The 24,436-nt window shown below is 73.7% G+C and carries 17 protein-coding genes and 3 pseudogenes; 5 read left to right on the forward strand and 15 right to left on the reverse strand.

From position 1 onward, the window contains the following. Positions 1-88: 88 nt before the first annotated feature. From der to AB0P03_RS14470, 5 genes and pseudogenes are all read right to left on the reverse strand, one after another. Positions 89-1,543, reverse strand: coding sequence for a ribosome biogenesis GTPase Der (gene der, locus AB0P03_RS14450; protein ID WP_363587005.1), 1,455 nt, complete (start codon positions 1,541-1,543; stop codon positions 89-91). A gap of 249 nt (positions 1,544-1,792) precedes the next feature. Then, the gene (gene cmk, locus AB0P03_RS14455) at positions 1,793-2,506 is read right to left on the reverse strand and encodes a (d)CMP kinase (RefSeq protein ID WP_363629139.1); all 714 of its coding nucleotides are present in this window, start codon (positions 2,504-2,506) and stop codon (positions 1,793-1,795) included. Between the two features lie 189 nt (positions 2,507-2,695). Next, on the reverse strand, positions 2,696-2,869 hold the full coding sequence (locus AB0P03_RS14460) for a hypothetical protein (protein ID WP_363629140.1): 174 nt from the start codon (positions 2,867-2,869) through the stop codon (positions 2,696-2,698). 142 nt (positions 2,870-3,011) lie between these two features. Further along, positions 3,012-3,791, reverse strand: a pseudogene (locus AB0P03_RS14465) (DUF4419 domain-containing protein); the annotation flags it as partial. 79 nt (positions 3,792-3,870) lie between these two features. Further along, positions 3,871-4,956: a prephenate dehydrogenase gene (locus tag AB0P03_RS14470; protein WP_363629142.1), complete on the reverse strand. Its 1,086-nt coding sequence runs from the start codon at positions 4,954-4,956 to the stop codon at positions 3,871-3,873. A gap of 389 nt (positions 4,957-5,345) precedes the next feature. Here AB0P03_RS14470 and AB0P03_RS14475 point away from each other — a divergent pair, with 389 nt between their 5' ends. The 3 genes from AB0P03_RS14475 (at position 5,346) to AB0P03_RS14485 (ending at position 9,741) form a co-directional block, all read left to right on the forward strand. Beyond that, the gene (locus tag AB0P03_RS14475) at positions 5,346-7,748 is read left to right on the forward strand and encodes a DUF4139 domain-containing protein (protein WP_363629143.1); all 2,403 of its coding nucleotides are present in this window, start codon (positions 5,346-5,348) and stop codon (positions 7,746-7,748) included. Positions 7,749-7,751: 3 nt separating this feature from the next. Beyond that, positions 7,752-9,299: a mucoidy inhibitor MuiA family protein gene (locus AB0P03_RS14480; protein WP_363629144.1), complete on the forward strand. Its 1,548-nt coding sequence runs from the start codon at positions 7,752-7,754 to the stop codon at positions 9,297-9,299. Positions 9,300-9,378: 79 nt separating this feature from the next. Then, positions 9,379-9,741 carry a DUF952 domain-containing protein gene (locus AB0P03_RS14485; protein ID WP_350883713.1) on the forward strand — a complete coding sequence of 121 codons (363 nt, stop codon included), beginning with the start codon at positions 9,379-9,381 and terminating at the stop codon, positions 9,739-9,741. A gap of 47 nt (positions 9,742-9,788) precedes the next feature. Here AB0P03_RS14485 and AB0P03_RS14490 read toward each other — a convergent pair whose 3' ends face one another. From AB0P03_RS14490 to AB0P03_RS14535, 10 genes are all read right to left on the reverse strand, one after another. After that, the gene (locus AB0P03_RS14490; RefSeq protein ID WP_159398525.1) at positions 9,789-10,772 is read right to left on the reverse strand and encodes a helix-turn-helix domain-containing protein; all 984 of its coding nucleotides are present in this window, start codon (positions 10,770-10,772) and stop codon (positions 9,789-9,791) included. A gap of 294 nt (positions 10,773-11,066) precedes the next feature. Then, positions 11,067-12,425, reverse strand: coding sequence for a pseudouridine synthase (locus AB0P03_RS14495; RefSeq protein WP_363629145.1), 1,359 nt, complete (start codon positions 12,423-12,425; stop codon positions 11,067-11,069). Positions 12,426-12,488: 63 nt separating this feature from the next. Beyond that, positions 12,489-13,109: an SMC-Scp complex subunit ScpB gene (gene scpB, locus AB0P03_RS14500; RefSeq protein WP_363587030.1), complete on the reverse strand. Its 621-nt coding sequence runs from the start codon at positions 13,107-13,109 to the stop codon at positions 12,489-12,491. A 323-nt stretch (positions 13,110-13,432) separates the two neighbouring features. Further along, positions 13,433-14,299 carry a segregation/condensation protein A gene (locus AB0P03_RS14505; protein ID WP_363629147.1) on the reverse strand — a complete coding sequence of 289 codons (867 nt, stop codon included), beginning with the start codon at positions 14,297-14,299 and terminating at the stop codon, positions 13,433-13,435. 233 nt (positions 14,300-14,532) lie between these two features. Beyond that, positions 14,533-15,120, reverse strand: coding sequence for a hypothetical protein (locus tag AB0P03_RS14510; RefSeq protein WP_363586997.1), 588 nt, complete (start codon positions 15,118-15,120; stop codon positions 14,533-14,535). After that, positions 15,117-16,283 carry a ParA family protein gene (locus AB0P03_RS14515; protein WP_350883705.1) on the reverse strand — a complete coding sequence of 389 codons (1,167 nt, stop codon included), beginning with the start codon at positions 16,281-16,283 and terminating at the stop codon, positions 15,117-15,119. The genes AB0P03_RS14510 and AB0P03_RS14515 overlap by 4 nt, the downstream gene beginning before the upstream one ends. A 398-nt stretch (positions 16,284-16,681) precedes the next feature. Next, a complete protein-coding gene (ald, locus tag AB0P03_RS14520; RefSeq protein ID WP_363629149.1) occupies positions 16,682-17,797 on the reverse strand; it encodes an alanine dehydrogenase in 1,116 nt (371 codons plus the stop codon). A gap of 261 nt (positions 17,798-18,058) precedes the next feature. After that, entirely contained in the window at positions 18,059-20,257 is a 2,199-nt protein-coding gene (locus tag AB0P03_RS14525) for an AAA family ATPase (RefSeq protein ID WP_363629150.1), read from the reverse strand. A 175-nt stretch (positions 20,258-20,432) separates the two neighbouring features. Further along, positions 20,433-21,080, reverse strand: coding sequence for an NUDIX hydrolase (locus AB0P03_RS14530; protein WP_363586994.1), 648 nt, complete (start codon positions 21,078-21,080; stop codon positions 20,433-20,435). Positions 21,081-21,173: 93 nt separating this feature from the next. Beyond that, positions 21,174-22,853: a CTP synthase gene (locus AB0P03_RS14535; protein WP_079135937.1), complete on the reverse strand. Its 1,680-nt coding sequence runs from the start codon at positions 22,851-22,853 to the stop codon at positions 21,174-21,176. Positions 22,854-23,612: 759 nt separating this feature from the next. On the opposite strand from AB0P03_RS14535, the pseudogene AB0P03_RS14540 reads away from it, so the two are divergent. Beyond that, positions 23,613-23,690: pseudogene (locus tag AB0P03_RS14540) on the forward strand (hypothetical protein); the annotation flags it as partial. A gap of 186 nt (positions 23,691-23,876) precedes the next feature. After that, positions 23,877-24,436 (forward strand): annotated as a pseudogene (locus AB0P03_RS14545) (glycoside hydrolase family 15 protein); the annotation flags it as partial.

Here is a 24,436-nt window from a genome sequence, read left to right on the forward strand (position 1 = left end):
CGACGAGGGCCCCGCCACCACCGTGACGGGGCCCTCGCCCACACCTGCTGCCGGCACCCACCGACTACTGCCGGTGGATCACGACGTCCTACTTCCTCTTGCGCTTCTCCCGGACCCGCACCGAGATCGAGATCGGCGTCCCGACGAAGCCGAACTCCTCACGCAGCCGGCGCTCGATGAAGCGCCGGTAGCCGGCCTCCAGGAAGCCCGAGGCGAACAGCACGAACCGCGGCGGACGGATGCCCGCCTGGGTGCCGAACAGGACGCGCGGCTGCTTGCCACCGCGGATCGGGTGCGGGTGGGCGGCCACCAGCTCGCCGAGGAAGGCGTTCAGCCGCGCGGTCGGGATGCGGGTCTCCCAGCCTTCCAACGCGGTCTCGATCGCCGGGACGAGCTTCTCCATGTGCCGGCCGGTCTTGGCCGAGACGTTGACCCGGGGGGCCCACTGCACCTGGACGAGGTCGCGCTCGATCTCGCGCTCCAGGTAGAAGCGGCGCTCCTCGTCCATCTGGTCCCACTTGTTGTAGGCGATGACGACGGCGCGCCCGGCCTCGACGGCCATCGAGATGATCCGGGTGTCCTGCTCGGCGAGGGTCTCGCTGGCGTCGACCAGGACGACCGCGACCTCGGCCTTCTCCAGCGCGGCGGAGGTCCGCAGCGAGGCGTAGAAGTCGGCGCCGGCGGTCAGGTGGACGCGACGGCGGATGCCGGCGGTGTCGACGAACTTCCAGGTCTTGCCGGCGAGTTCGATCATCTCGTCGACCGGGTCACGGGTGGTGCCGGCCAGCTCGTTGACGACCACCCGCTCCTCGCCGGCGACCTTGTTCAGCAGGCTGGACTTGCCCACGTTCGGGCGGCCGATCAGCGCGATGCGGCGCGGGCCGCCGGGGGCGGCGTCGCCGAAGGTCTGCGGCGGGGCCTCGGGCAGCGCGTCCATGACGGCGTCGAGCAGGTCGCCCGAGCCTCGGCCGTGCAGCGCGGAGACGGGGTACGGCTCGCCCAGGCCCAGCGACCACAGGTAGGCGGCCTCGGCCTCGGTGGACGGGCCGTCGACCTTGTTGGCGCACAGCACGGTCGGCTTGCCGGCCCGGCGGATGAGCTTGATCAGGGCTTCGTCGGTGTCGGTGGCGCCGACGGTGGCGTCGACCACGAACAGCACCGCGTCGGCCTGCTCGATGCCGAGCTCGGCCTGCGCGGCCACCATCGCGTCGATGCCGAGGACGTCGATCTCCCAGCCGCCGGTGTCGACGACCTTGAAGCGGCGGCCGTTCCAGCTGGCCTCGTAGGTGACCCGGTCGCGGGTGACGCCCGGCTTGTCCTCGACGACGGCCTCACGGCGGCCGATGATGCGGTTCACCAGGGTCGACTTGCCGACGTTCGGGCGGCCGACGACGGCCAGCACCGGCAGCGGTACGTGCTCGGCGCCGTCGAAGCCGTCCACGCCGTCGACGTCGAAGCCTTCCTCGGCGGCGATGGCCATGAACTCGGCGTAGTCGGCGGCGTCCAGTCCACCGTGGCCGGTGTCGGAGTGCTCTGCGGTCATGTTCGTCTGTTCCGTTTCCCGGCGCGGCCCTTCCCAGGGGCGCGCCGTGCGTACCTGCCCCGCTCGGGGCAGCGCGATGGTTTTCTCCGCGGCACCTCGGCGGCACCGCAGCTCATTCGGCCGTTCCGGCCATTCCGGTTGTTCCGGCCGTTCAGACCGTTCCTGCCGTTCCTGCCGTTCAGACCATTGTGGCCGTCCAGACCGGTCCGTCCTTCAGACCGGTCCGTCCCTTCAGGCCTGTCCGTCCTCTCAGACCGACGACATCCCGGCCCGCTCCTCCACCAGCGCGGCGATCCGGTCGATCACCTGCTCCAGGGTGAGCTCGCTGGTGTCCACCAGGACGGCGTCCGCGGCCTGGGCCAGCGGGGCCGTCTTCCGGGAGGAGTCCGCGGCGTCCCGGCGGGCGAGGTCGGCGGCCATCGCGGTGATGGTCGCCTCGTCGACGCCCTTGGCGCGCAGCTCGGCCGCCCGGCGCTCGGCCCGGGCCTGCTCGGAGGCGGTCAGGAACACCTTGACGGTGGCGTTCGGGAACACCACCGTCCCCATGTCCCGGCCCTCGGCGACGATGCCGCGCTCGGCGACCTCGGCGCAGCCGCGCTGCAGCTCCACCAGCCGGGAGCGCACCGCCGGCACCGCGGAGACGGCGCTGACCTGCGCCGTCACCTCGGGGCCGCGGATCGGTCCGGAGACGTCCTGGCCGTCCACCGTGATGGTGGGACCGTCCGCGTCCGTGCCCGACACGATCACCGGCTTGCCGCACGCGACGGCCACCGCCTCCGGGTCGGCCACGGCGACGTCGTTGGCCAGCATCCACCAGGTCATCGCCCGGTACATGGCTCCGGTATCCAGGAAGCTCAGGCCCAGCTGGGCCGCCACCGCCCGCGAGACGGTCGACTTGCCCGAACCGGAGGGTCCGTCGATCGCGACGACGACCGGGGCGTGCGCTCGGTCGGCAGTGTCCACGGGGCCGAACCTCTCTCTGGGCGTGAAAGCCGGGGCCTGGGGAGGCAGACGGCAGGGGGTTGTCTCCCTCAAGGTTAATGGACCGCCGCCCTACCCACTCCGCCACCCGATCAGCCCAGTGCCAGCCCCCTGCCGGCCCCCCTTGGCTCCGGTACAGCCCCGGTATCAGCGCCGATATCGGCCCCGGTATCAGCCCTGGTCGGGGCCCAGGATCCGCAGGACGGCGTTGCCCAGCCGGGGCCGCAGGTACTCCCCGTCCCACTCGATGCCGAGGATGCCGGCGGTGAAGGCCATCGGGATCTCGCGGCCGAGGTGGTCCCAGACGAACGGCACCTTGGAGACGTGCGAGGGGAAGTCGTTCACCGCGAAGGAGTCCCGGTGGTACGGGTTGGCGTCCGCCTCCCGCCAGCCGAAGGACTGGCGGGAGGCGGGGCCCGTCGGGGGTCTGGGTGTGCGCGAGGAAGGCGGTGAGCCAGCCGGTCACCCGTGGGCCGCCGGACATCGACCGCCACTTGAAGAGCGAGCGCCAGAACTCGTCGTCGACCGTCCCGCCCGCCGCGGTCGCCGCGATCTCGTCGAGCACCGGGCGCAGTTCGGCGAACCACGGCGCCAGCCAGTCGAAGCGCTCCGCCAGCCCGGCGACCCGCGCCACCAGCAGCGCCCAGTCCTCGACCGTGCCCTCCAGCCGGATCCGCGGGATGCCACAGCGGGTCTCCCAGCGGAAGGCGTGGTAGGGGCTGACCACGTCCATCAGCGCCACCAGCGCGGAGGAGGCGTCGTCGGGCGTGGTCGTCGAGAACGCCGGCTGGAACAGCTCCACCAGCTCGGCCCCGACCGCCGCCGCCAGCGGCTCCCGCACCAGCCGGACCGACCGCGACCAGTCCGGGCCGGGCGCCGCCAGGGCGTCGTCGCGGACCACGATCGCTTCCCGGCGTCCCTCGGCACCGCCGAACAGCGCCCGGTACCTCGGCGCGTACATCCGCGCGTGCACGGCCACCTCGTGCACCACCGCGTACCAGAGCACGTCCGGCGACAGGCTGAGCGGCAGGTGCTCCGCGAAGGCGGCGTGGACCGCCCGCACCAGCAGGCTGCAGGTCGGCTCCGGCTCGGTGGACTCCGGGTCCGGCGGCGTCGGCCGGGGCAGTTCGACCAGCGCTTCGACGCTGCGGTGGTGGATCCGGAAGTCCCCACCCACCACCGCCCGCAGGAACCGTTCGTTCCCCAGGTCCACCGGCCGGCCGTAGGGCCCGTGCCGGGTCTCGCCCAGCGGCAACTCGATGATCATCCCTGCTCCCCCTCAACCGAACCGCTCGACCGAACCGCTCAACCGAAGTCCCCGAAGCCGACCGGCCCCCGCAGCCCGATCAGTCCCGGACGCTCCAACCGCTCGCCCGCAGCGCCACCGTGAGCGGCTTGACCGCCCCGGGCGCCACCGACAGCTGGACGAAGCCCACCTGCTGGCCGGTCGAGTGCTCGATGACGACGTCCTCGATGTTGACCCCGGCCGCGCCGACCTCGCCGAACAGCCGGCCCAGCTCGCCGGGCTGGTCACCGAGCACCACGGCCACCGTCTCGTACCGGGTGGGCGGCGCGCCGTGCTTGCCGGGGATGCGGGCCTGGCCGGTGTTGCCGCGCCGCATGACCGCCTCGATCCCGGCCGCGCCCGCCCGGCGCTCGCCCTCCTCGGGGGCGTCCAGGGCGCGCAGCGCGGCGACGGTCTCCCCGAGGTCGGAGGCGACCTCCTCCAGGATGTCGGCGACCGCGCCGGCGTTGGCGGAGAGAATGTCGACCCACATGCCGGGGTTGGAGGCGGCGATCCTGGTGACGTCCCGGACACCCTGCCCGGAGAGCCTTATGGCGGTCTCGTCGGCGTGCTCCAGCCGGGCGGCGACCAGCGAGGACACCAGCTGCGGGGCGTGCGAGACCAGGGCGACGGCCCGGTCGTGCGCGGTCGCGTCCATCACGATCGGCATCGCACCGCAGAGCGCGACCAGTTCCAGGGCGGCGTTGAGCGTCTCGGTGTCGGTGTCGTCGGTGGGGGTGAGCACCCAGGGGCGGCCCTCGAACAGGTCGGCGCGGGCGGCCAGCGGGCCGGAGCGCTCGCGGCCGGCCATCGGGTGGCTGCCGATGTAGTGGACGGTGTCGCAGCCGAGCGCGGCGACCTCGATGCGCGGGCTGGCCTTGACGCTGGCGACGTCGGTGTACCAGCGGGCCAGGTTGCGGCGCTGGCAGTCGGCGAGCACCTTGCCGACCAGGGCGGGCGGCACGGCGATGATCGCCAGGTCGACCGGGCCGTCGGCCGGCTCGGTGATGCCGGCGCCGAGCGAGGCGGCGGTCCGGGCGGCGTCCGGGTCGGCGTCCTCCAGATGGACGGTCAGCCCGCGGCCGGCCAGGGCGAGCGCGGCGGAGGTGCCGATCAGTCCGGTACCGACGACGACGGCAGTGCGCATGGCGGGTCGCGCTCCTTCTCGAATTCTCGGGCTTCGCGTTCCGGGCTGCCCGACCTCGCCGGTTCTCGGTCCGGTCGGCGCCCCGGCACCGGCCGGGAACACCCGCGCCCCATCCTCTCGCATCCGCCCCACCCACGCCCCCACCGCCCACCCGCTGGGCAACCACGGCGGCCCCGCCCCCGTCCCACACCATGCGGAGGCACGCCGGACACGGCGGGCACCACAGGACCGCGAACGCGCCAGGCCGCCAGACCGTCAGACCCGCCAACGGGCGCACACGCCGCATCCCGCGAAATCCGGCGACGCCCGCACCGAAGCGGGGCAGACTGGCCGCCCGGGCACGGCGCGGGCGACACGCGGAACACGGCACGCGAACGAAGGGGTTGCGCATGGACGATCAGCACAGCGGCGACGATCAGCAGAACGGCGAGGCCCGACACGTCGGCGAGGCCGGGCCCCCGAAACCCCCCGCCGTCCCCGCCCACCCGTCGGTCCTGGACTCCGTCGTGGTCTACGCCGAGGGCGCGGTGTGCCGCCGCCGGGCCAGCGTCCCGCTCCCGGCCGACGGCCGGCTGCGGCTGACCGGTCTGCCCTCCTCCCTGGACGGCCGCTCGCTGCGCGCCCGGGTGCTCGACGGCCCGAGCGGGACGGCGGTCACCGAGGCCCGGCTGGAGCTGCTCGCCGAGTTCCACGAGCCGACCGAACTCCCCCGGCTCCGCCGCGAGTTGGACGAGGCCATGGAGCGCCAGGGCGCACTCACCGAGCGCCGCCGACTGGTCCTGACCGCGATCGCCGAGACCTCCGCCCTGCGCGCCGTACCACCGCAGCGGCGGCCCGAGGAACCGCTGCGGCGGACGCCCGCCGACGCCTGGCTGGAGCTGGCCGACTTCGTCGACGAGCGCCTGACCCGGCTCCAGCGACGCGCCGAGGAGCTCACCAAGGAAGTCGAACTCGCGGACCACGAGCGCGAATTGGCCGCCGACCGGCTGGACCGCGCATCCACGGCCGGCCCCGCCCACCCGGTCGGGACCGCCGCCACCGTCCTGCTCACCCTCACCACCGCGCAGGCCTCGGCGCTCTCCGCACAGCCCGCCCCGGAACCCACCATGGAACCCACCATGGAATCCGCCCCGGAATCCGCCGGGGAACCCGTCGCCCCAGCCCCCGAGAAGCCCCCCGCCCGGCTCGACATCGAGCTGGAGTACGGCGTCCCCGCCGCCCGCTGGGCGCCCGCCTACCGCCTCTCCTACCGCCAGGGCGCCGACACCGGCCGACTCGTCCTGCGCGCCTCCGTCGCCCAGCAGACCGGAGAGGACTGGACCGGCGTCCGGCTCGCCCTCTCCACCGCCGACCTCGACCGCCGCACCGACCTGCCCCGGCTCCGCTCGCTGCGGATCGGCCGCAGCCAGCCCGCCCCGCCGCCGTCCGGCTGGCGCGAGCCCCCGGCCGGCCTGGCCGACCTCTTCACCGGCTACGACGACGCCGGAGCCGGAGCCCGCCCGGCCCCGCGCCGCAAGGCCCCGCTCGCCGTCTCGACCCCCGGCCCGTACGGATCCGCCGCCCGGCTCAACCGCCTCGGCGGCGCCCGGCCCGCCGGTCCCCGGCCCGCCGACGCCGGCCTCGTGGCCGACGCCGCCCGGCTGGCCGCCCCCACCGGGCGCGGCGGCACCCTGGACATCGACGAACCCGCACCGGAGCCCCCGCCCGCCCCGAGCGGCTTCGCCGGATACGGCGGTGCACCCGCCGCCGCCCCGATGCCCCAAGCCCCCCTGCCGCAAGCCTCGATGTACCAAGCCTCGATGCCCCAGGTTTCGATGCCCCAGGCCCCCGCGCCGCCGCCCGCCCCCGTGGCACCGGGCGGCGCGCCCCCGCCAGACCTGCACCCGCTCGCCCGCCGCGCCCGCCGAAGCGGCGGCGGCACCGAGGCCCCCGGCACCGGCTTCGCCCCGGACGCCTCCCTGCTCGACTACCCCGGCCTCGTCCTGGCAGGCCCCGACGCACCCGCCGCCCACCGCGGCACCCTGCGCCCCCAGGCCGAGCAGACCGAGCAGGCCGACCACTACGGGCCGGCGGCGATGCCCCCGGGCGACACCGGCGGCGAGCGGGTCCGCCATCTGGCACTCCCCCGGCACGCCGTCCCGCCCCGCGAGTCGGCGGGCTCCTTCGACCACCGCTTCGACTCCGCCGCCCCCGCCGACATCCCGTCCGACGGCACCTGGCACACCGTCACGATCGACGAGATCCCGGTGTCCGTCCGCCCGGAGTACGTCACCGTCCCCGCCGTCGAGGAGAAGGTGTACGCCACCCTGGTGCTCGCCAACCGGACCGACCGCGCCGTGCTGGCCGGCCCGGTCGAGGTCACCGTCGACGACGAGTTCCTGCTCACCGCCGCCCTGCCCACCCTCGCCCCGGGCGGGCTGCGGAGCCTGGGCATCGGGGTCACCGAGAGCATCGAGGTGGCGCGCCGCACCGAGCTGCACGAGTCCACCGCGGGCATGCTGAGCAGCAGTACCGTGCTCGACCACCGGGTGCGCGTCCAGCTGGCGAACCGGCTCGGCCGCACCGTCACCGTGGAGGTCCGCGAGCGCGTGCCGGTCACCTCCGACGCCGAGATCCGGATCGAGGAGCGGGCCGACTGGCAGGCCCCGGCGGTCTCCACGCCGGACTGCCCGCCCAGCACCCGGCTCTGGCGGGTCGAGCTGCCGCCCGGCGGCCGCACCGAGCTGGACGGCGGCTACCAGATCAAGATCCCGGCCGGAAAGGCCATCGTCGGTGGAAACCGGAGGAACTGAACGATGACCGGAACGACCATCCCCCTCCCCGTCACCGCCGTCACCTGCCTGGAGGACCGCAGCCAGGTCGAACGCACCACCACCGTCAACCTCGCCGCAGGCGTCCAGCGGCTGCGACTGGGCCCGCTCACCGCGCTCGCCGTCGACCGCACCCTGCGCGCCGAGACCACCGCCCCCGGCACCCGCGTGCTGGACGCCCGGATCGTCCGCAACTGGATCCCACGCGCCCCGCTGCCGCCCGGCCCGGAGGACTCCCGGCTGCGCCACCGGCTGCACGAGCTGGAGACCGCGAGCCGCCTCGTCGACCAGACCCGCGCCCGCCTGGAGGCCCGGCTGGCGCTGCTCGCCCAGCTCTCCGCCGACCTGCTGCGCGAGATCGGCGAGGGCGCCGGGATCGGCGAGCTCGAACGCACCCGCTGGTCCCGCGAACTGGACCGGGTGGACGCCGAACGCGAGCGCCACGGCGAGGAGCTGCGGACCACCCACTCCCGGCTGCGCCGCCTGGACCAGGAGCGCTCGCAGGCCCTGCTCACCCTCGACCAGGCCGAGGAGGAACCGGCCGAACTGGTCGCCCACCTGGAGCTCACCGTCGAGGCGGCGCAGCCCGGCCCGAGCGGGCTGGCCGTCACCCATCTGGTGCCGTGCGCCCTCTGGCGTCCCTCGTACCGGGCCACCCTGGACGGCGGGAGCCTGCGGCTGGAGTCGGAGGCGGTGGTCTGGCAGCGCACCGGCGAGGACTGGACCGGCGTCCGGCTCACCTTCTCCACCGCCCGCTCGGCCCTCGCCACCGACCCGCCCGCCGTCGCCGAGGACGTCCTGATGCTGCGCGAGCGCACCGCGGAGGAGCGCCGCACGGTCGAGGTGGAGCTGCGCGAGGAGGCGATCAGCGCGCTCGGCCCGGCCGCCGGGGTACCGGGGGTGGACGACGGCGGGGAGGTCCGGGTGCTGCCCGCGCCCGCTCCGGCCACCGTGCCCTCCGACGGCCGGGCGCACCGGGTGCCGCTCGGCGCCTTCACCGGGCAGGCGAGCAGCGAGTACGCGTGCGCGCCGGAGCTGTCCCCGCTGGTGACCCAGGTGGTCCGGTTCCGCAACACGGCCGGGCACCCGCTGCTGGCGGGTCCGGTCGAACTGGTCCGCGGCAGCGGCTTCACCGGCCGGGGCGAGCTGGGCTTCACCGCCGCCGGGGCCGACGCCGAGCTGGCGTTCGGCAGTTCGGACGGCTACCGGGTGGTCCGCGAGGCCGAGGAACGCCAGGCCACCGCCGGGCTCACCGGCCGCCAGACGACCACCCGGACGGTGCGGCTGCACCTCTCCCGCTTCTCCGGCCCGGAGGAGCGGGACGAGCAGGTCGTCGCGGTCCGCGAGCGGGTGCCGGTCTCCGAGGTGTCGGCGGTGGAGGTGCGGCTGCGCAAGGAGGAGTGCTCCCCGTCGCCGGACGCCTTCGACGCCGAGGGCATCCTCCGCTGGGACGTCCCGCTCGGGCCCGGCGCCCGTCGGACGGTCACGCTGGTCTACGAGGTCTCCGCCACCGCCAAGGTCGCCGGACTCTGAGGAGCCCGGCCTCCGCCGCCGTCTGAACACCGGTCCGCTCGTGACGACCGCTCAGGACCAAACCGGGTAGAACAGGAACATGATCCTCCACCTCGCACCCCTGGACGACTGGCTGTCCGACCCCGGTCGGCCGTACACCACCGCGTCGTTGCTCACCGACGGGTTCATCCACTGCTCGGCGGACGAACAGACGGCGCTCGCGGTGGCCAACGCCTTCTTCGCCGACACTCCCGACCCGCTGATGGCACTGCTGATCGAGGAGTCACAGGTGGAACCGATGGTCAAGTGGGAGGCCCCGCACGGCGCACCGCCGCCCGGGGCCACCCCCGGCCTGCTGTTCCCGCACGTCTACGGACGACTCAACCGCTCCGCCGTCAAGGGCCTGCTGAAGGTCGAACGCGGCCCGGACGGCCGCTGGGCCGCCCTCACCCCCTGGAGCTGACGCCCGACCCCCGACGTCCGCCCGGCCCGGTGCACAGCCAACTCCTGTCACAACCAACCCCGCTCCCGGGCCGCCATACCGGCCTGGAAGCGGGTGGTGGCGCCCAGCGAGCGCATCAGGCTCTGCAACCGGCGCTGGGTGGTGCGGGCGCTCCAGCCGAGCGACCGGGCGATCGACTCGTCGGTGAGGCCGGCCGCCAGCAGGCCCAGCAGCTTGCGGTGGTCGGCCTCCGGCTCCAGCGTCGCGTCCCCGGTGCCGATCGCGGCCTGCAACTGGACGGCGCGCTCCCACTCCGCCTCGAACAGCGTGTCCAGCGCCTGGAGCAGCGCGGAGGGGTGGATGACGTACGCGGCGTCGAGGACGCTGTCGCCCACGCTGATCGGGATGATCGCCATCCGGTCGTCCGAAATGATCATCTTCATCGGCAGCGACGGCCGGACCCGGGCCTCCTCGCCGTCCGCGACCCCGGCCAGGATGTTCCGCTCCAGTCGGCCCGGCCAGGCCACCGCGTCCCGGTCGTAGACGGTCCGCAGCCGCAGGCCCTCCCGCAACCGCCGCCGCTGCAACGGGATCGGGGTCACCGGATCCTGGATGTACGGCGGGCGGTCGAAGCCGCGGACCTGGTACTGGCTGGTCTCGGTGATGTGCTCCAGCCGCTGCGCGATCGCCTCGCCACCGGTCAGCACCTCCACCGAGTGCGCCGGATCGGTGTACCGCGAGGCCTCCCGGAAGGCGTCCATCAGACGGTGCATCTCGGCCCGGGCGTGCCGCAGTTCGGACTCGCGGTGGCCGATCAGGGTGCCGATCGCGACGTCGGGGGCGACCGGCAGGTAGCGCTGCCGGTCCACCGGCGCCCGGGTCGCCATGCCCTGCTGCGCCAGGCGATCCAGGGCGCGCACGCTCTGCTGGAGCGTCAGGCCACAGCCCTCGGCCAGTTCCTCCGCGGTGGACTGCGGATTGGCCACCAGCGCCGCGTAGACCTGTCCGTCCGGCTCGGCCAGTCCCAGTGCGCTGAGTGGTGCATCCGACACGACGCCGTCTCCCCCGTTCGCCCCCCACCGGCGCCGGCCCTGGCGCAGTCCCGCCACTGGGCGGATGGTGGTCCGGTGGCAATCCTCTGCCACGGATCATGGCGCTGACAAGGCCGTGACCAGGGGTTGCGCCCCGCCTCGCACCCCGCCCACCCCCACCGAACGACCGAGGGCCTCCCCACCTTTCGACGGGGAGGCCCTCAGCAGAAGCCCGAATATACCGACCGGTCTACAGACTCCGGGGGAGAATATGCCGACCGGTCTACATAGCCCAATCGGAATATACCGACCGGTCTACAGACCGACCTCGCGCATCAGCTGACCGACCTCGGGGTTGGTCAGACGGCGCAGCCAGCCCGACTTCTGGTCGCCCAGCGCGATCGGGCCGAAGTGCGTGCGCACCAGCTTCTCGACCGGGAAGCCGGCCTCGGCCAGCATCCGGCGGACGATGTGCTTGCGACCCTCGTGCAGGGTCACCTCGACCAGGTAGTTCTTGCCGACGTTGGAGATCACCTTGAAGCTGTCGGCGCGCGCGAAGCCGTCCTCCAGCTCGATGCCCTGCGCCAGCTGCTTGCCCAGGTCGCGCGGGATCGGGCCCTGGATGGCTGCCAGGTAGGTCTTGGTCACGCCGTACCGGGGGTGGGTGAGACGGTGGGCCAGCTCGCCGTGGTTGGTGAGCAGGATGATGCCCTCGGTCTCGGTGTCCAGACGGCCGACGTGGAACAGCCGGGTCTCCCGGTTGGTCACGTAGTCGCCGAGGCACTGGCGCCCGTCCGGGTCCTCCATGGTGGAGACCACGCCGGCCGGCTTGTTGAGCGCGAAGAACAGGTACGACTGGGTGGCGACGGTCAGGCCGTCCACCTTGATCTCGTCGTTCTGCGGGTCGACCCGCTTGCCCTGCTCGGTGACGAGCTTGCCGTTGACCTGGACCCGGCCCTGCTCGATCAGCTCCTCGCAGGCGCGGCGGCTGCCGATGCCCGCCCGGGCCAGCACCTTCTGCAGGCGCTCGCCCTCGGGCTCGCCGAAGGTCTTGGGCAGCTTGACGGCCGGCTTGTCGTGCCGGGCGAGGACGGCGTCCTCGATCTTGGCCTGCAGCTCGCGCGAGCGCTGCGGCTGGCGGCGCGGGTCGCCCGGGGCGCCCTGGCCCTCACGGCGCGGGCGCGGGGCCGGGCTGGGGCGCCGGCCGGAGTAGCCGCCGCGGGCGGGGGTGGCGTTGGGGCCACCGCCGAACTCGGGGCGGTCGTAGCGCCGCTCCTCGGGCCGCAGCGGGCGGTCCGGGTACCGGTTGTCGTCGCGCCGGTCGTCCCGGCGACTGTCACGCCCGTACGAGCCGGAGCCGCCGCGCGAACCGGCACCGCTGCCGCCGCCGTACGAGCCGCCGCGCGAGCCGGAGCCCGAGCCGGACCCACCGCCGTACGAGCCGCCGCGCGAGCCCGAGCCCGAGCCGGACCCACCGCCGTACGAACCCCCACGCGAACCGGAGCCCGAGCCGGACCCACCGCCGTACGAACCCCCACGCGAGCCCGAGCCCGAGCCCGAGCCGCTGCGGCCGCTGCCGCTGCCGCCGTAGGAGCCGCCGCCCCGGCCCCCGCCCTGTCCGCTGCGACCGCTGCCGCCGCCGCTGCCGTTCCTGCCGTTGCCACTGCTACGCATCAAAGTGTCCGTACGTCGTTACCGTCTGGGATGTGCGGTCGTTTCGGCCGACCTCACCGCCCCCTACCGATCAGGCGCAGCCCGACCGGCCTCGCCACTGCCGCCCACGGCCTGCACGGCAGCGGCGGCGACCGCCTCCGCGATCATCGTGCCCTCCAGGGACTCCGCTTCCACGTCGTCGACCTCGGGCAGGAAGGGAGCAAGCTCCGGCAGCTCGTCCAGGCCGCGGAGCCCCATCCGTTCCAGGAAGTAGTTCGTCGTCCGATACAGGATCGCACCTGTTTCGGGCTCGGATCCGGCCTCTTCCACCAGTCCTCGCTGTACCAGGGTACGCATCACGCCGTCACAGTTCACACCGCGGACGGCGGAAACCCTAGATCTGGACACCGGCTGCCGGTAGGCGACGACCGCCAGGGTCTCCAATGCGGCCTGCGTGAGCCGGGCCTGCTGGCCGTCCAGCAGGAAGCGGTCGACGGCCGGAGCGCAGGTGTCCCGGCTGTAGAACCGCCACCCGCCGGCGACCAGCCGCAGGTCGAATCCGCGGCCCTGGGCGGTGTATTCGGCGGCCAGTTCGCGCAGCGCAGCGGCCACCTGCGCCCGGGGCCGCTCCAGCACGCCGGCCAGCCGCTCCTCCCCGGCAGGCTCGTCGACGACCATCAGGATCGCCTCCAGCTCGGCCTTCAACCCGGCCCCGGGCGTCTCCTCGCCCCCGGCCGGATCAGCGACGCCGACCACATCAGTGACGCCGGAGGTCGACGGGGCCGACTTCTGGTGCACGACCCGGGCCTCGCCCTCCGCCGACGCACCCACGGACGCCGCTACCGGCTCCACCACCGACCCCGCCGCCACCGGATCCGTCACGGGCCCCGCCACCGGCTCCGCCAGCAGCTCGAAGGCCGGCTCCAGCCACTCCCCGGCCCGCGGCCGCCCCGGCAGCCCGAGCGGGCGCCGCACCGGCCGCCCGCCGACCCCGCTCCCGCTCGGGCTCGGGCTCCCGCTCCCACCACTCATCGACTCTCCTCCCGCTCCCGCTCACCCACCGGCCGGTCGAACTCGTCCGTCACCTCGACCGCGCCCCGGTCCTCCTCCGCCACCCAGCGCACCAGCAGTTCGCCCAGCGCCTCCGGCTGCTCGAAGGCCAGCACCCGCTCCCGGTACAGCTCCAGCAGCGCCAGGAAACGGGCGACGACCACCAGCTCGTCCGGCGCGTCCTCGACCAACCGCTGGAACGACGCCTCGCCGAGCTCGGTGAGCAGCCCGACCACCAGCCCGGCCTGCTCGCGCACGCTGACGGGCGGGCTGTGGATGTGGTCGACGTACACGACGGGCTTCGGCTTGGGTTCCATGGCCCTGGCCGCCAGCTGCGCGAGCCGCTCCGGGCCGATGGTGATGACCACCTCGGGCAGCAGCCCGGCATGCCGGGGCTCCAGCCCGACGGTGCGTGGGCGTCGGGCCAGCTCGGCGGCCCAGCGCTCGCCGAAGAGGGCCGCCGCCCGCTTGTACGCCCGGTACTGCAGCAACCGGGCGAACAGCAGGTCACGGGCCTCCAGCAGCGCCAGGTCCTCCTCGTCCTCGACGTCGGCGACGGGCAGCAGCCGGGCGGCCTTGAGGTCGAGCAGGGTCGCGGCGACGACCAGGAACTCGGTCGCCGCGTCCAGGTCCCAGTCCGGGCCCATCGCCCGGATGTGTGCCATGAACTCGTCGGTGACGGTGGCCAGCGCCACTTCGGTGACGTCGAGTTTGTGCTTGGCGATCAGACTGAGCAGCAGGTCGAAGGGGCCTTCGAAGTTGTCCAGCCGCACCCGGAAGCCGCCCCGCGGCTGTTCCTCGGTCGCGTTCACGGCGGTGGTGGGTGGTTCGGCGGTGCTCGGCATGACGGTCCATCTTCACCCGGCCCGGCCGCCCGCCCCGCCCCCGGGGCCGTCGACACGCCGCCGTCACGCCGTCGACGCCTCCCGGCGTCGGCCCTCGGCATCGACATCGACGCCACCGCAGGACGTCACCACAGGACGTCGACACGCCACACCAGGGATGCCACACCGGGACCGCCGCACCGGAGGCACCGCACCAGCAGCACCAGAGGCACCACTGACGGCCAGGAAGGGGCCTAGCGGCCGCGCAACCGCCGGACCAGGATGGAGGCCTCGCCGCGCTGCTCCAGGTCCGCCAGGACGACTGCGATGGCCTCCCGGACGATCCGCCCGCGGTCCACGGCCAGGCCGTGCTCACCGCGCAGCACCAGCCGGGCGTGCTCCAGGTCCATGAGCTCCTCGGCGGACACGTACACGGTGATCTTCTCGTCGTGCCGCTCGCGCCCGCTGGGGCGGCGCGGCGCGCGGCCGCGCGGCCGGGCGCGCCCGGTGCCGCCGGCCTGCTCCTCGGCGGCGCCGGGGTGCTGGCGGCCGGCCGGCACGGTGCCCTGGGGCCCGGCGGACGAGGCGGAGCGCTGGGCCGGCGGCTGGGCGCCCGCCGGGGCGCCGGCGGCCGGCTGCTGGTCCTGGGACGGCTGCCGCCCGGCCTCGCCGGTGCGCTGGGTGTCCTGAGCGTCCTCGGCGCCTTCGGCGCCGTCCGTGCCGTGGACGGTCCGCGCGGTCTCCGCTCTGGCTGCCTCGGCGGCCGGACGCGGCGCGAGGGACGGCGACAGCGCCATCCCGCCGGTGGTCCGGAACAGCTCGTCGGCCCCCGGGAGACTCACTCGGCGGGGCGGCACCGGTCGAGCACCTCCCTGGCGAGCTGGCGGTAGGCGGCGGCACCGACCGAGTTGGTCGCGTACGTGGTGATGGGCTCGCCGGCGACGGTGGTCTCCGGGAAGCGCACGGTCCGCCCGATGACGGTGTGGAAGACGTGCTCGCCGAACGCCTCGACGACGCGCGCCAGCACCTCGCGGCTGTGCACGGTGCGCGAGTCGTACATGGTCGCGAGGATGCCGTCCAGGCGCAGCTCGGGGTTGAGCCGCTCGCACACCTTCTCGATGGTCTCGGTCAGCAGCGCGACGCCGCGCAGCGCGAAGAACTCGCACTCCAGCGGGACGATGACGCTGTGAGCGGCGGTCAGCGCATTGACCGTCAGCAGGCCCAGCGAGGGCTGGCAGTCGATGATGACGTAGTCGTAGTCGGGCAGCAGCGGCTTCAGCGCGCGGGCCAGCGCGGACTCCCGGGCCACCTCGCTGACCAGCTGCACCTCGGCGGCGGAGAGGTCGATGTTGGACGGCAGCAGGTCCATGCCCGGCACGGCCGTCTTGAGCAGCACTTCATCGGCCGTCAGGCCCCGCTCCATGAGCAGGTTGTAGACGGTGACGTCGAGCTCCATCGGGTTGACGCCGAGGCCGACCGAGAGCGCGCCCTGCGGGTCGAAGTCGACGAGCAGCACCCGGCGGCCGTACTCGGCCAGCGCGGCGCCCAGGTTGATGGTCGACGTGGTCTTGCCGACGCCGCCCTTCTGGTTGCACATGGCGATGATCTGCGCGGGGCCGTGCTCGGCCACCGGGGCGGGGATCGGGAAGTACGGCAGCGGGCGGCCGGTCGGGCCGACCCGCTCGCGGCGCTGGCGCGCGGCGTCGGGGGCCAGCGTGGCGGCGTACTCCGGGTCCGGCTCGTACTCGGCGTCCGGGTCGTCGTAGGCGCCGTAGGCGAACTCGCCGTAGGCCAGGCCGTAGGCCGCCAAGTCGGCGTCGTGATCGGTCACCGTGGTCACCTGCGCTGTGTTCTGGCGTGCTTCGAAGGTGCGGAGTGCGACCGAGCCGACCTCGGCCGAGCCCACGGAGGGCTGCCGGGCCCCTGGCTCCTCACTCGGCTGGCCGGCGGTGCGCTCCGCCAGTCCTGGCTGACCACCCCCGGGAGCAAATGTCGACTCATTCACAAGTCGTCTTACCTCCTTGGGCATCCAGGACTCTATGTCGATTCGTCAGCGTGGCAGCATGCCGACGGTTTGCGACTCTAGGCCGTTCAAGGCGTTCGCAGCAACACAATCCACGGTAGTGGGCCGGATGTGTCGACTATCGGGCGGGCCGATGTCAAGGGATGAGTAGGCCGTTGACCCTAACGTTTCTGCGGTGGGGTGACACGACCGACAGAAATTGACGACAGAGCGACCCGTCCGCTCCACCACCCGTTCACGGGCACGGCGAAGCCCCCGGCCCGAGGGGATCGGGTCGGGGGCGAACGACCGCCGGACGGTCTACCGGATCGCAGGATCTCTGGATCACCGGATCGCAGGATCAGCGGATCTCTGGATCACCGAATCGCAGGATCACCGGATCAGGCGAGCACGCTCTCCAGCGAGACCGACTCCAGGCCGAAGGCCTCGGCCACGGCCGGGAAGGTGATCTGGCCCTCGTGCACGTTCAGGCCCTTGGCGAGCGCCGGGTCACGGCGCAGCGCCTCCTTCCAGCCGCGGTTGGCCAGCTCGACGACGTACGGCATCGTCGCGTTGGTCAGCGCGTAGGTGGAGGTGTTCGGGACGGCGCCCGGCATGTTGGCCACGCAGTAGAAGACCGAGTTGTGGACCTGGAAGGTCGGCTCGGCGTGCGTGGTGGCGTGCGAGTCCTCGAAGCAGCCGCCCTGGTCGATGGCGATGTCGACGAGCACGGAGCCCGGCTTCATGCGGGAGACCAGCTCGTTGGTGACGAGCTTCGGGGCCTTGGCGCCCGGGATCAGCACCGCGCCGATGACCAGGTCGGCCTCGATGACGGCCTTCTCCAGCTCGAAGGTGTTGGAGACGACGGCCTTGATCTTCGTGCCGAAGATGCGGTCGGCCTCGCGCAGCTTGTTGATGTCGCGGTCGAGCAGGGTCACCTCGTAGCCCATGCCGATGGCGATGGTGGCCGCGTGCCAGCCGGAGACGCCACCGCCGATGACGACGGCCTTGGCCGGGTGGGTGCCGGGCACGCCGCCGGGCAGCACGCCGCGGCCGCCGGCCGGGCGCATCAGGTGGTACGAGCCGACCTGCGGGGCGAGACGGCCCGCGACCTCGGACATCGGGGCGAGCAGCGGCAGCGCGCCGTTGCCGAGCTGCACGGTCTCGTACGCGATGGCGGTGGTGCCCGAGGCGATCAGCGCGTCGGTGCCGGCGCGGTCGGCCGCCAGGTGCAGGTACGTGAAGAGGGTCTGGCCCTTGCGCAGCCGGTGGTACTCGGAGGCGATGGGCTCCTTGACCTTCAGCAGCAGGTCGGCGGTGGCCCACACCTCGTCGGCGGTGGGGAGGATGGTGGCGCCGGCGGCCACGTACTCCTCGTTGGGGATCGAGGAGCCGACACCGGCGTTGTCCTCGATGTAGACCTCGTGTCCGTTGCGGACCAGCTCATGCACGCCGGCGGGCGTGATGGCCACGCGGTACTCGTGGTTCTTGACCTCGCGGGGGATGCCGACCTTCACGGCTAAACACGTCCTCTTGCCATGGGGGTCCCTACCGGAGAAGACCGGCGGGCGACGCGCACGTGGGGAAGCCTCCGGGGCAGCCCGGGGCGGGGATCGCTGCGCGACTGAGTTCGAGTGTAATGAAGCCCAGTCGGCGTGTCAGCCTTCCAAAGTGAATAAATCTGCCGAACACATTGGCAGGTTCGTAGGCTTCCCTTGCGATCTTCCCACCAAAGATGTGTTAACCGGGCATCTTCGACAATACCTCCGAAAGACCCCTCACCACCCGGCGTCGACCCGTTCCCGCAGGTCCGCGAGGGCGGCCCCGACGGCCTCCCGGCCGCGCTCGTCGCCGAGCCTGCGCAGCACCGCCAGCGCGGCCCGGTACTCGCGGTCCGCCTCGTCGAAACGGCGCTGCGCGGTGTGCGCCTCGGCCACCCGGGCGAGCAGCCGGGCCTCGGCGGCGGGCTCCCCCATCGACTGCCGCAGGCCGAGTGCCCGCCCGTACCAGTCGGCGGCGCGCACCGCGTCGCCGAGCGCCCGGTGGCAGCCGGCCGCACCCTCCAGGGCCCGGGCGCAGAGCGGTTCGTCCCCGGCCGTGCGGGCGTGCTCCAGGGCGGCCCGGTAGTGCGTGACGGCCTGCTCCCAGCGGCCCGCGGCGGCCTGTAGGTCACCCAGGTTGAGCAGCGCGGCCGAGGCCCGGCGGGGTCTGCCGTGCCGCTCGGCGACGGTCAGCACCAGTTCGTGCAGCCGGTAGAGGTCGGCGGGGGCGGCGGCGCCGGTCAGCGGCAGCGCCCGCAGCAGCGCGGTGACCAGCCGGCCCGCCGAGCCGTCCAGGTCGCCCTGGCCGATCGCGTCGGCCACCGCCCCGAGCAGCAGGTCCCGCTCGCCGAGCAGCCACTCCCGGGCGTGCTCCGCCGAGCCCAGCCGCAGCGCGGCGGGCAGCGGGTCCGGCCCGGGGCCGCTGCCCGCCGGGTCCAGCAGGGCGCGGGCCGACTCGGTGAGCCGGACCAGCCGCTCCAGCAGCCGAGCCCGGGCGAGCTCGGTCTCGGCGGGCCGGTCCTCCTGCTCGCGCAGCCGGACCAGCCTCGGGTAGAGGCGCCCGGGCACCCGGTAGCGCGGGCTGCCGTCGGCGGCCGGTGCCTCCTGGCCGAGCAGCTCCCGTTCGGCCAGTGCGGCGAGCGTCACGGCCGCCTCCGGTGCCGGGCAGCCGACCAGGGCGGAGGCGGTGCGCGGGTCGGCGGTCTGCGCCGGGGCCAGGGTGAGGGTGCGCAGCATCCGCGCCTGGGCGGCCGGGAGGGTGCCGTACAGCAGGGTGAACGCGCCGATCAGCGGGTCGCTGTCGGGGACGGGCACCGGCTCGGCCGGCTCCGGGCCGGGCTTCACCCAGGCCGCCTGCTCCCCGGCCGTCTCGCCGGCGGCGGGCTCCGGCGGCGGGCCCTCGGCCGGCTTCTCCCCCAGCGGTGGGGGCGTCGCGGCCTTCCCGGGCGTCGACACCTGGGCAGCCTTCGGCCCCTGTACGGACTTCGCGGCCTTCCCCGACGCCGCGCCCTGTACGGGCTTCGCAGCCTTCCCCGGGGCCGCCCCCTGTACCGGCTTCGCGGCCTTCCCGGGCGTCGGCGCCTGGGCGGTCTTCGGCCCCTGAACGGGCTTCTCCGCCTTCTCCCCCTCCCCCTTCGGCGCCGCCGACCGTGCCGACTCCTCGCCCACCACCCGGGTGAGCTCGCGCGCCGCCTCGGTGACGGCCGCCTTCGGGTCGCCGCGCAGCCATCCGGCCATCAGCCGCAGGGCGGCCGGCCGGGCCGCGCAGGCCTCCGCCAGGTCGGCGCCGCCGACCGGGTCGCAGGAGATCCGGGTGCCGCCGACCAGGTCGGCGAGCAGTTCGCCGGAGGCCTGCCGGTCGAGCCCGCCGAGGATCACCGGGTCGATGTCCTCGATGCCGGTGAGCGGCCCGGCGGTGGTGGCGAGCACCAGGCAGCCGGGTTCGTCCGCGAGCAGCGGCCACAGCTGCCCGGCGTCCCGGACGTCGTCCAGCACCAGCAGGACCCGGCGGCCCACGAGCGCCTCGCGCAGCGCGACGCAGGCGGGCTCGTCCCGCCCGTCCCCGGTGGCGCCGGGCAGCGGCACGGGGGCCTCGGGATCGAGCTGCTCCAGCAGCAGGCGGGCGGCCCGGGCGGGCGCCACCCGGCCGCCGTCGGGGGCGGACAGACGTGCGAAGAGCACACCGTCGGGGTGGTCCGCGGCGGCGGTGCGGGCGAAGCGGACCGCCAGCGTGGTGCGGCCGGAGCCGGGGCGACCGGCCAGGACCAGCACCGGGCTGCGGCCGGTGGCCGGGCGCGCGGCGGCCGCCCGCAGCGCGGCCAGTTCGGTGCGCCGCCCGACGAACAGCGCGGGCCCGGCCGGCAGCCGGTCGAGGCCCGGAACGGCCCCGACGGGCGCGTCGGGGCCGGGGTCCATCGTCGCCGTCTTCCTCGCCACCCGTGCCACTCCCGACGTCATCCGGCCTCAGCGGAGGCGGCCCGGGACGGGCGCCCTGTCTGCGAAGCGTAGTTCGACCGTCCGGCTCAGCCGAGGTGACATCCGGTCGTACGAACCGGTAAATCACCCTTGCGGATCAACAGCAGGGTGCTCAGGAGGCGTACGGGCCGTTCGCTCACCCCTCGAAGGGCCGGGCCGGCCAGGGCGAGTCCGCCGGGCGCAGTCCGTCCAGCCCGTCCGGTCCGGTGAGCGCGGCGTGCACGGCGAGCGTGCCGGTGACCAGGGTCGGGTTGTGCAGCCGCCCGGCGTGGATCAGCCGGATCAGGTCGGACACCGGCACCCAGGCGACCTCGATCTCCTGTTCCTCGCCCTCCGCCGCGTAGCGCTCGCCCTCGGCCTCCGCGAGGTCGGTGGCGAGGAACATCCGCAGCGCCTCGTCGGTGCCGCCCGGGGAGGTGTAGTAGTCGGCGAGGATGCGCCAGGTGCCGGCCTTGCAGTGCGCCTCCTCGTACAGCTCGCGCTGCGCGGCGTGCCACGGGTTCTCGCCCGGCACGTCGAGCAGGCCGGCGGGCAGCTCCCACAGGCGCTGGCGGACGGGGTGCCGGTACTGCCGCAGGATCAGCACCCGCTGCTTGTCGTCCAGGGCGAGCACGGAGACCGAGCCGGGGTGGGTCTGGTAGTCGCGGCGGGCCCAGCTGCCGTCGGGCATCCGGACCTCTTCGCTGCGCACGCCTGTGACCTTGCCCTGGAACGGCGTCCGGCTCTCCCGGACCTCCCACTCCTCGGCCACGTCGGCGATCCCCTGGTCGCGCTGCTCGTCCATCGCTCTCCCCTTTTCGTCAGTACGACACAATCTAACGCCGGACGGCGGCCCCGCGGGAATCGCGGGGCCGCCGTCCGGTGAACGACCGACGACTTACTCGGCCGCGGTGGTCTTGATCTCGATGGCGGCCTTGACCAGACCCGCGAACAGCGGGTGCGGGCGGGTCGGGCGGGACTTCAGCTCCGGGTGGGCCTGGGTGGCCACCAGGTACGGGTGCACCTCGCGCGGGTACTCGACGTACTCGACCAGGTCGCCCTTGGGGGAGAGGCCGGAGAACTGCAGGCCGGTCTTCTCCAGGTCCGCGCGGTAGGCGTTGTTGACCTCGTAGCGGTGGCGGTGGCGCTCCTCGACGTACTGCTCGCCGCCGTAGACCTCACGGACGATCGAGCCCTCGGCGAGCTTGGCCGGGTACAGGCCCAGACGCATGGTGCCGCCCAGGTCGCCCTTGCCGTCGACGATGGCCAGCTGCTCGGCCATCGTGGAGACGACCGGGTGCTTGGCGGCGGCGTCGAACTCGGTGGAGTTGGCCTCGGGCAGGCCGGCCAGGTTGCGGGCCGCCTCGATGACCACGCACTGCAGACCCAGGCACAGGCCGAGCAGCGGGACGCGGTTCTCGCGGGCGAAGGTGATGGCGCCGACCTTGCCGTTGACGCCGCGGTCGCCGAAGCCGCCGGGGATGCAGATCGCGTCCACGTCGCCGAGCTGCGCCCGGGCGCCCTCGGGCGTCTCGCAGTCGTCCGAGGTCACCCACTTGATCTCGACCCGGGCGTTGTTGGCGAAGCCGCCGGCGCGCAGCGCCTCGGTCACCGACAGGTAGGCGTCCGGCAGGTCGATGTACTTGCCGACCAGGGCGACCTTGACGATGTGCTGCGGCTCGTGGACGCGGCGCAGCAGGTCGTCCCAGGTCGTCCAGTCCACGTCGCGGAACGGCAGGTCGAGCCGGCGCACCACGTAGGCGTCCAGGCCCTCGCCGTGCAGGACCTTGGGGATGTCGTAGATCGACTTGGCGTCGATGGCCGCGACCACGGCCTCCTCGTCCACGTCGCACATCAGCGAGATCTTGCGCTTGATGGCCTGCGGGACCTCGCGGTCGGCGCGCAGCACGATGGCGTCGGGCTGGATGCCGATGTTGCGCAGCGCGGCGACGGAGTGCTGGGTGGGCTTGGTCTTCAGCTCGCCCGAGGGGCCGATGTACGGCAGCAGGGAGACGTGCACGAAGAACACGTTGTCCCGGCCGACCTCGTGGCGGACCTGGCGGACGGCCTCCAGGAACGGCAGCGACTCGATGTCGCCGACGGTCCCGCCGACCTCGGTGATCACCACGTCGACGTCCTCGGTCGCCATCCGGCGGATCCGGGACTTGATCTCGTTGGTGATGTGGGGGATGACCTGGACGGTGTCGCCCAGGTACTCGCCGCGTCGCTCCTTGGCGATGACGGTGGAGTAGACCTGGCCGGTGGTGACGTTCGCCGAACCGTGCAGGTTGGTGTCCAGGAACCGCTCGTAGTGGCCGATGTCCAGGTCGGTCTCGGCGCCGTCGTCCGTGACGAAGACCTCACCGTGCTGGAACGGGTTCATGGTGCCCGGGTCCACGTTGAGGTACGGGTCGAGCTTCTGCATGGTGACGCGCAGGCCGCGGGCCTTGAGGAGCGCGCCAAGGCTGGAGGCGGTGAGGCCCTTGCCGAGCGAAGAGGCGACACCCCCGGTGACGAAGAGGTGCTTGGTCGTCACGGCGCGGCCGTTCGCTGCCTTGCCGGAATGGGGCTGTGCCAAGAGGGGGCTCCCGTGGGTCGCGTGTCGAAGGTGACGTGGGCGGGATGCTCTCGACTCGCCGAACGACGGGAGGCGGTGCGGTGCACGGCACTCGGGGGGTCGTCGATTCGGCTGGTCCGGGGCGTTTGATCCCACCGGTCCACGGGATACCAGGGTATCAGTGACGCGACCGGGACGCCTTCCGGCCCGCTCGCGGCGCCCCGGGGGCGTGCGCGGGGCGCACCACCGGCGCATCATCCGGCGCAGCAGTCACACCGGTCGCACCCCGGCCGGACCGGGCCACTTCGGAGCACTCCGTTCGGGCCATGACAGCCCCTCCACTGGGACCAGCCGGAACTGATCCGTCCGGACCATCCTGCCCGGCGTCCTCGCGATGCACGGCATTTCCGCCGAATTGTGGCGCCACACGAGGCTGCGCCCGCGTGCTTCGCCCCTTTCGTCCGTCGTAAGCTGCACGGACGCATCGCCGACAGCACGAGCACGCGGAGGGCGTGGGAGGTCAGGACACTCCCGGTCCCCGATGCGCGACCGGACCTCCCCGTATTCCAGCTCCTCCCCTCCCACCCCAGGGGCTCGACCGAGCCCCGCGCGGACACTCCAGCAAGGCCCGCCACCACCCCTCGGCGAGCCGGACGTCCCGGGGTGGGCTCCGGCCCCGCAGACCGCTCGCTCCCCCAGATCGCCGATGCGTCGTGACCACATTGCGAACTGGAGATCCACGTGGCCGGCCGTATCGAGGACTACGCACTCATCGGGGACATGCAGACCGCTGCCCTGGTCAGCAGGGACGGGGCGGTGGACTGGCTCTGCCTGCCCCGCTTCGACTCTCCGGCCGTGTTCGCCGGCCTGCTCGGCACCGATGAACACGGCTTCTGGCGGATCGGTCCGGCCGAAGCCGTCGCGACCGAAGTCCCCACCCCCGCGGCACCCCCCACCCCGGCCGCCCCCGCCCTCGGCCTCCCCCGCTTCACCGACACCGCCGATCTGAGGGTCCCGCCGCCCACCGCGGCCGCCCCCGCGGTGCCCGCCGACCGCCGCCGTTACCGGGGCGACTCGCTGGTCCTGGAACAGGAGTGGGACACCCAGGGTGGCACCGTCCGGGTGATCGACTTCATGCCGCCGCGCCCGCTGGCCGGCCGCGACGCCGTCCCCCAGGTGATCCGGATCGTCGAGGGCGTGTCCGGCACCGTCCGGATGCGCTCGGCGGTGCGGATGCGCTTCTCGTACGGGCGCATCGTGCCCTGGGTGCACCGGGTCGAGCAGGCCGGCGGCGGCCACCGCACCGTCGCCGTGGCCGGGCCCGACTCGGTGTGGCTGGACGGCGAGTCCGAGACCTACGGCCGCGACCTGACCACCTACGCCGACTTCACCGTCACCGCAGGCGAGCGGATCGCCTTCGCGCTGACCTGGCAGGCCTCCCACCTGGACGCGCCGAAGGCCCCGGACGCCGAGGAGATGCTCGACGCCACCACCGACTTCTGGCACGAGTGGGCCGCCCAGTGCACCTACCAGGGCCCCTACCGCGAGGCCGTGATCCGCTCCCTGATCACCCTCAAGGGCCTCACCTACGCCCCCACCGGCGG

The organism is Kitasatospora sp. NPDC088779 (assembly GCF_040685395.1).
GTDB lineage: Bacteria > Actinomycetota > Actinomycetes > Streptomycetales > Streptomycetaceae > Kitasatospora.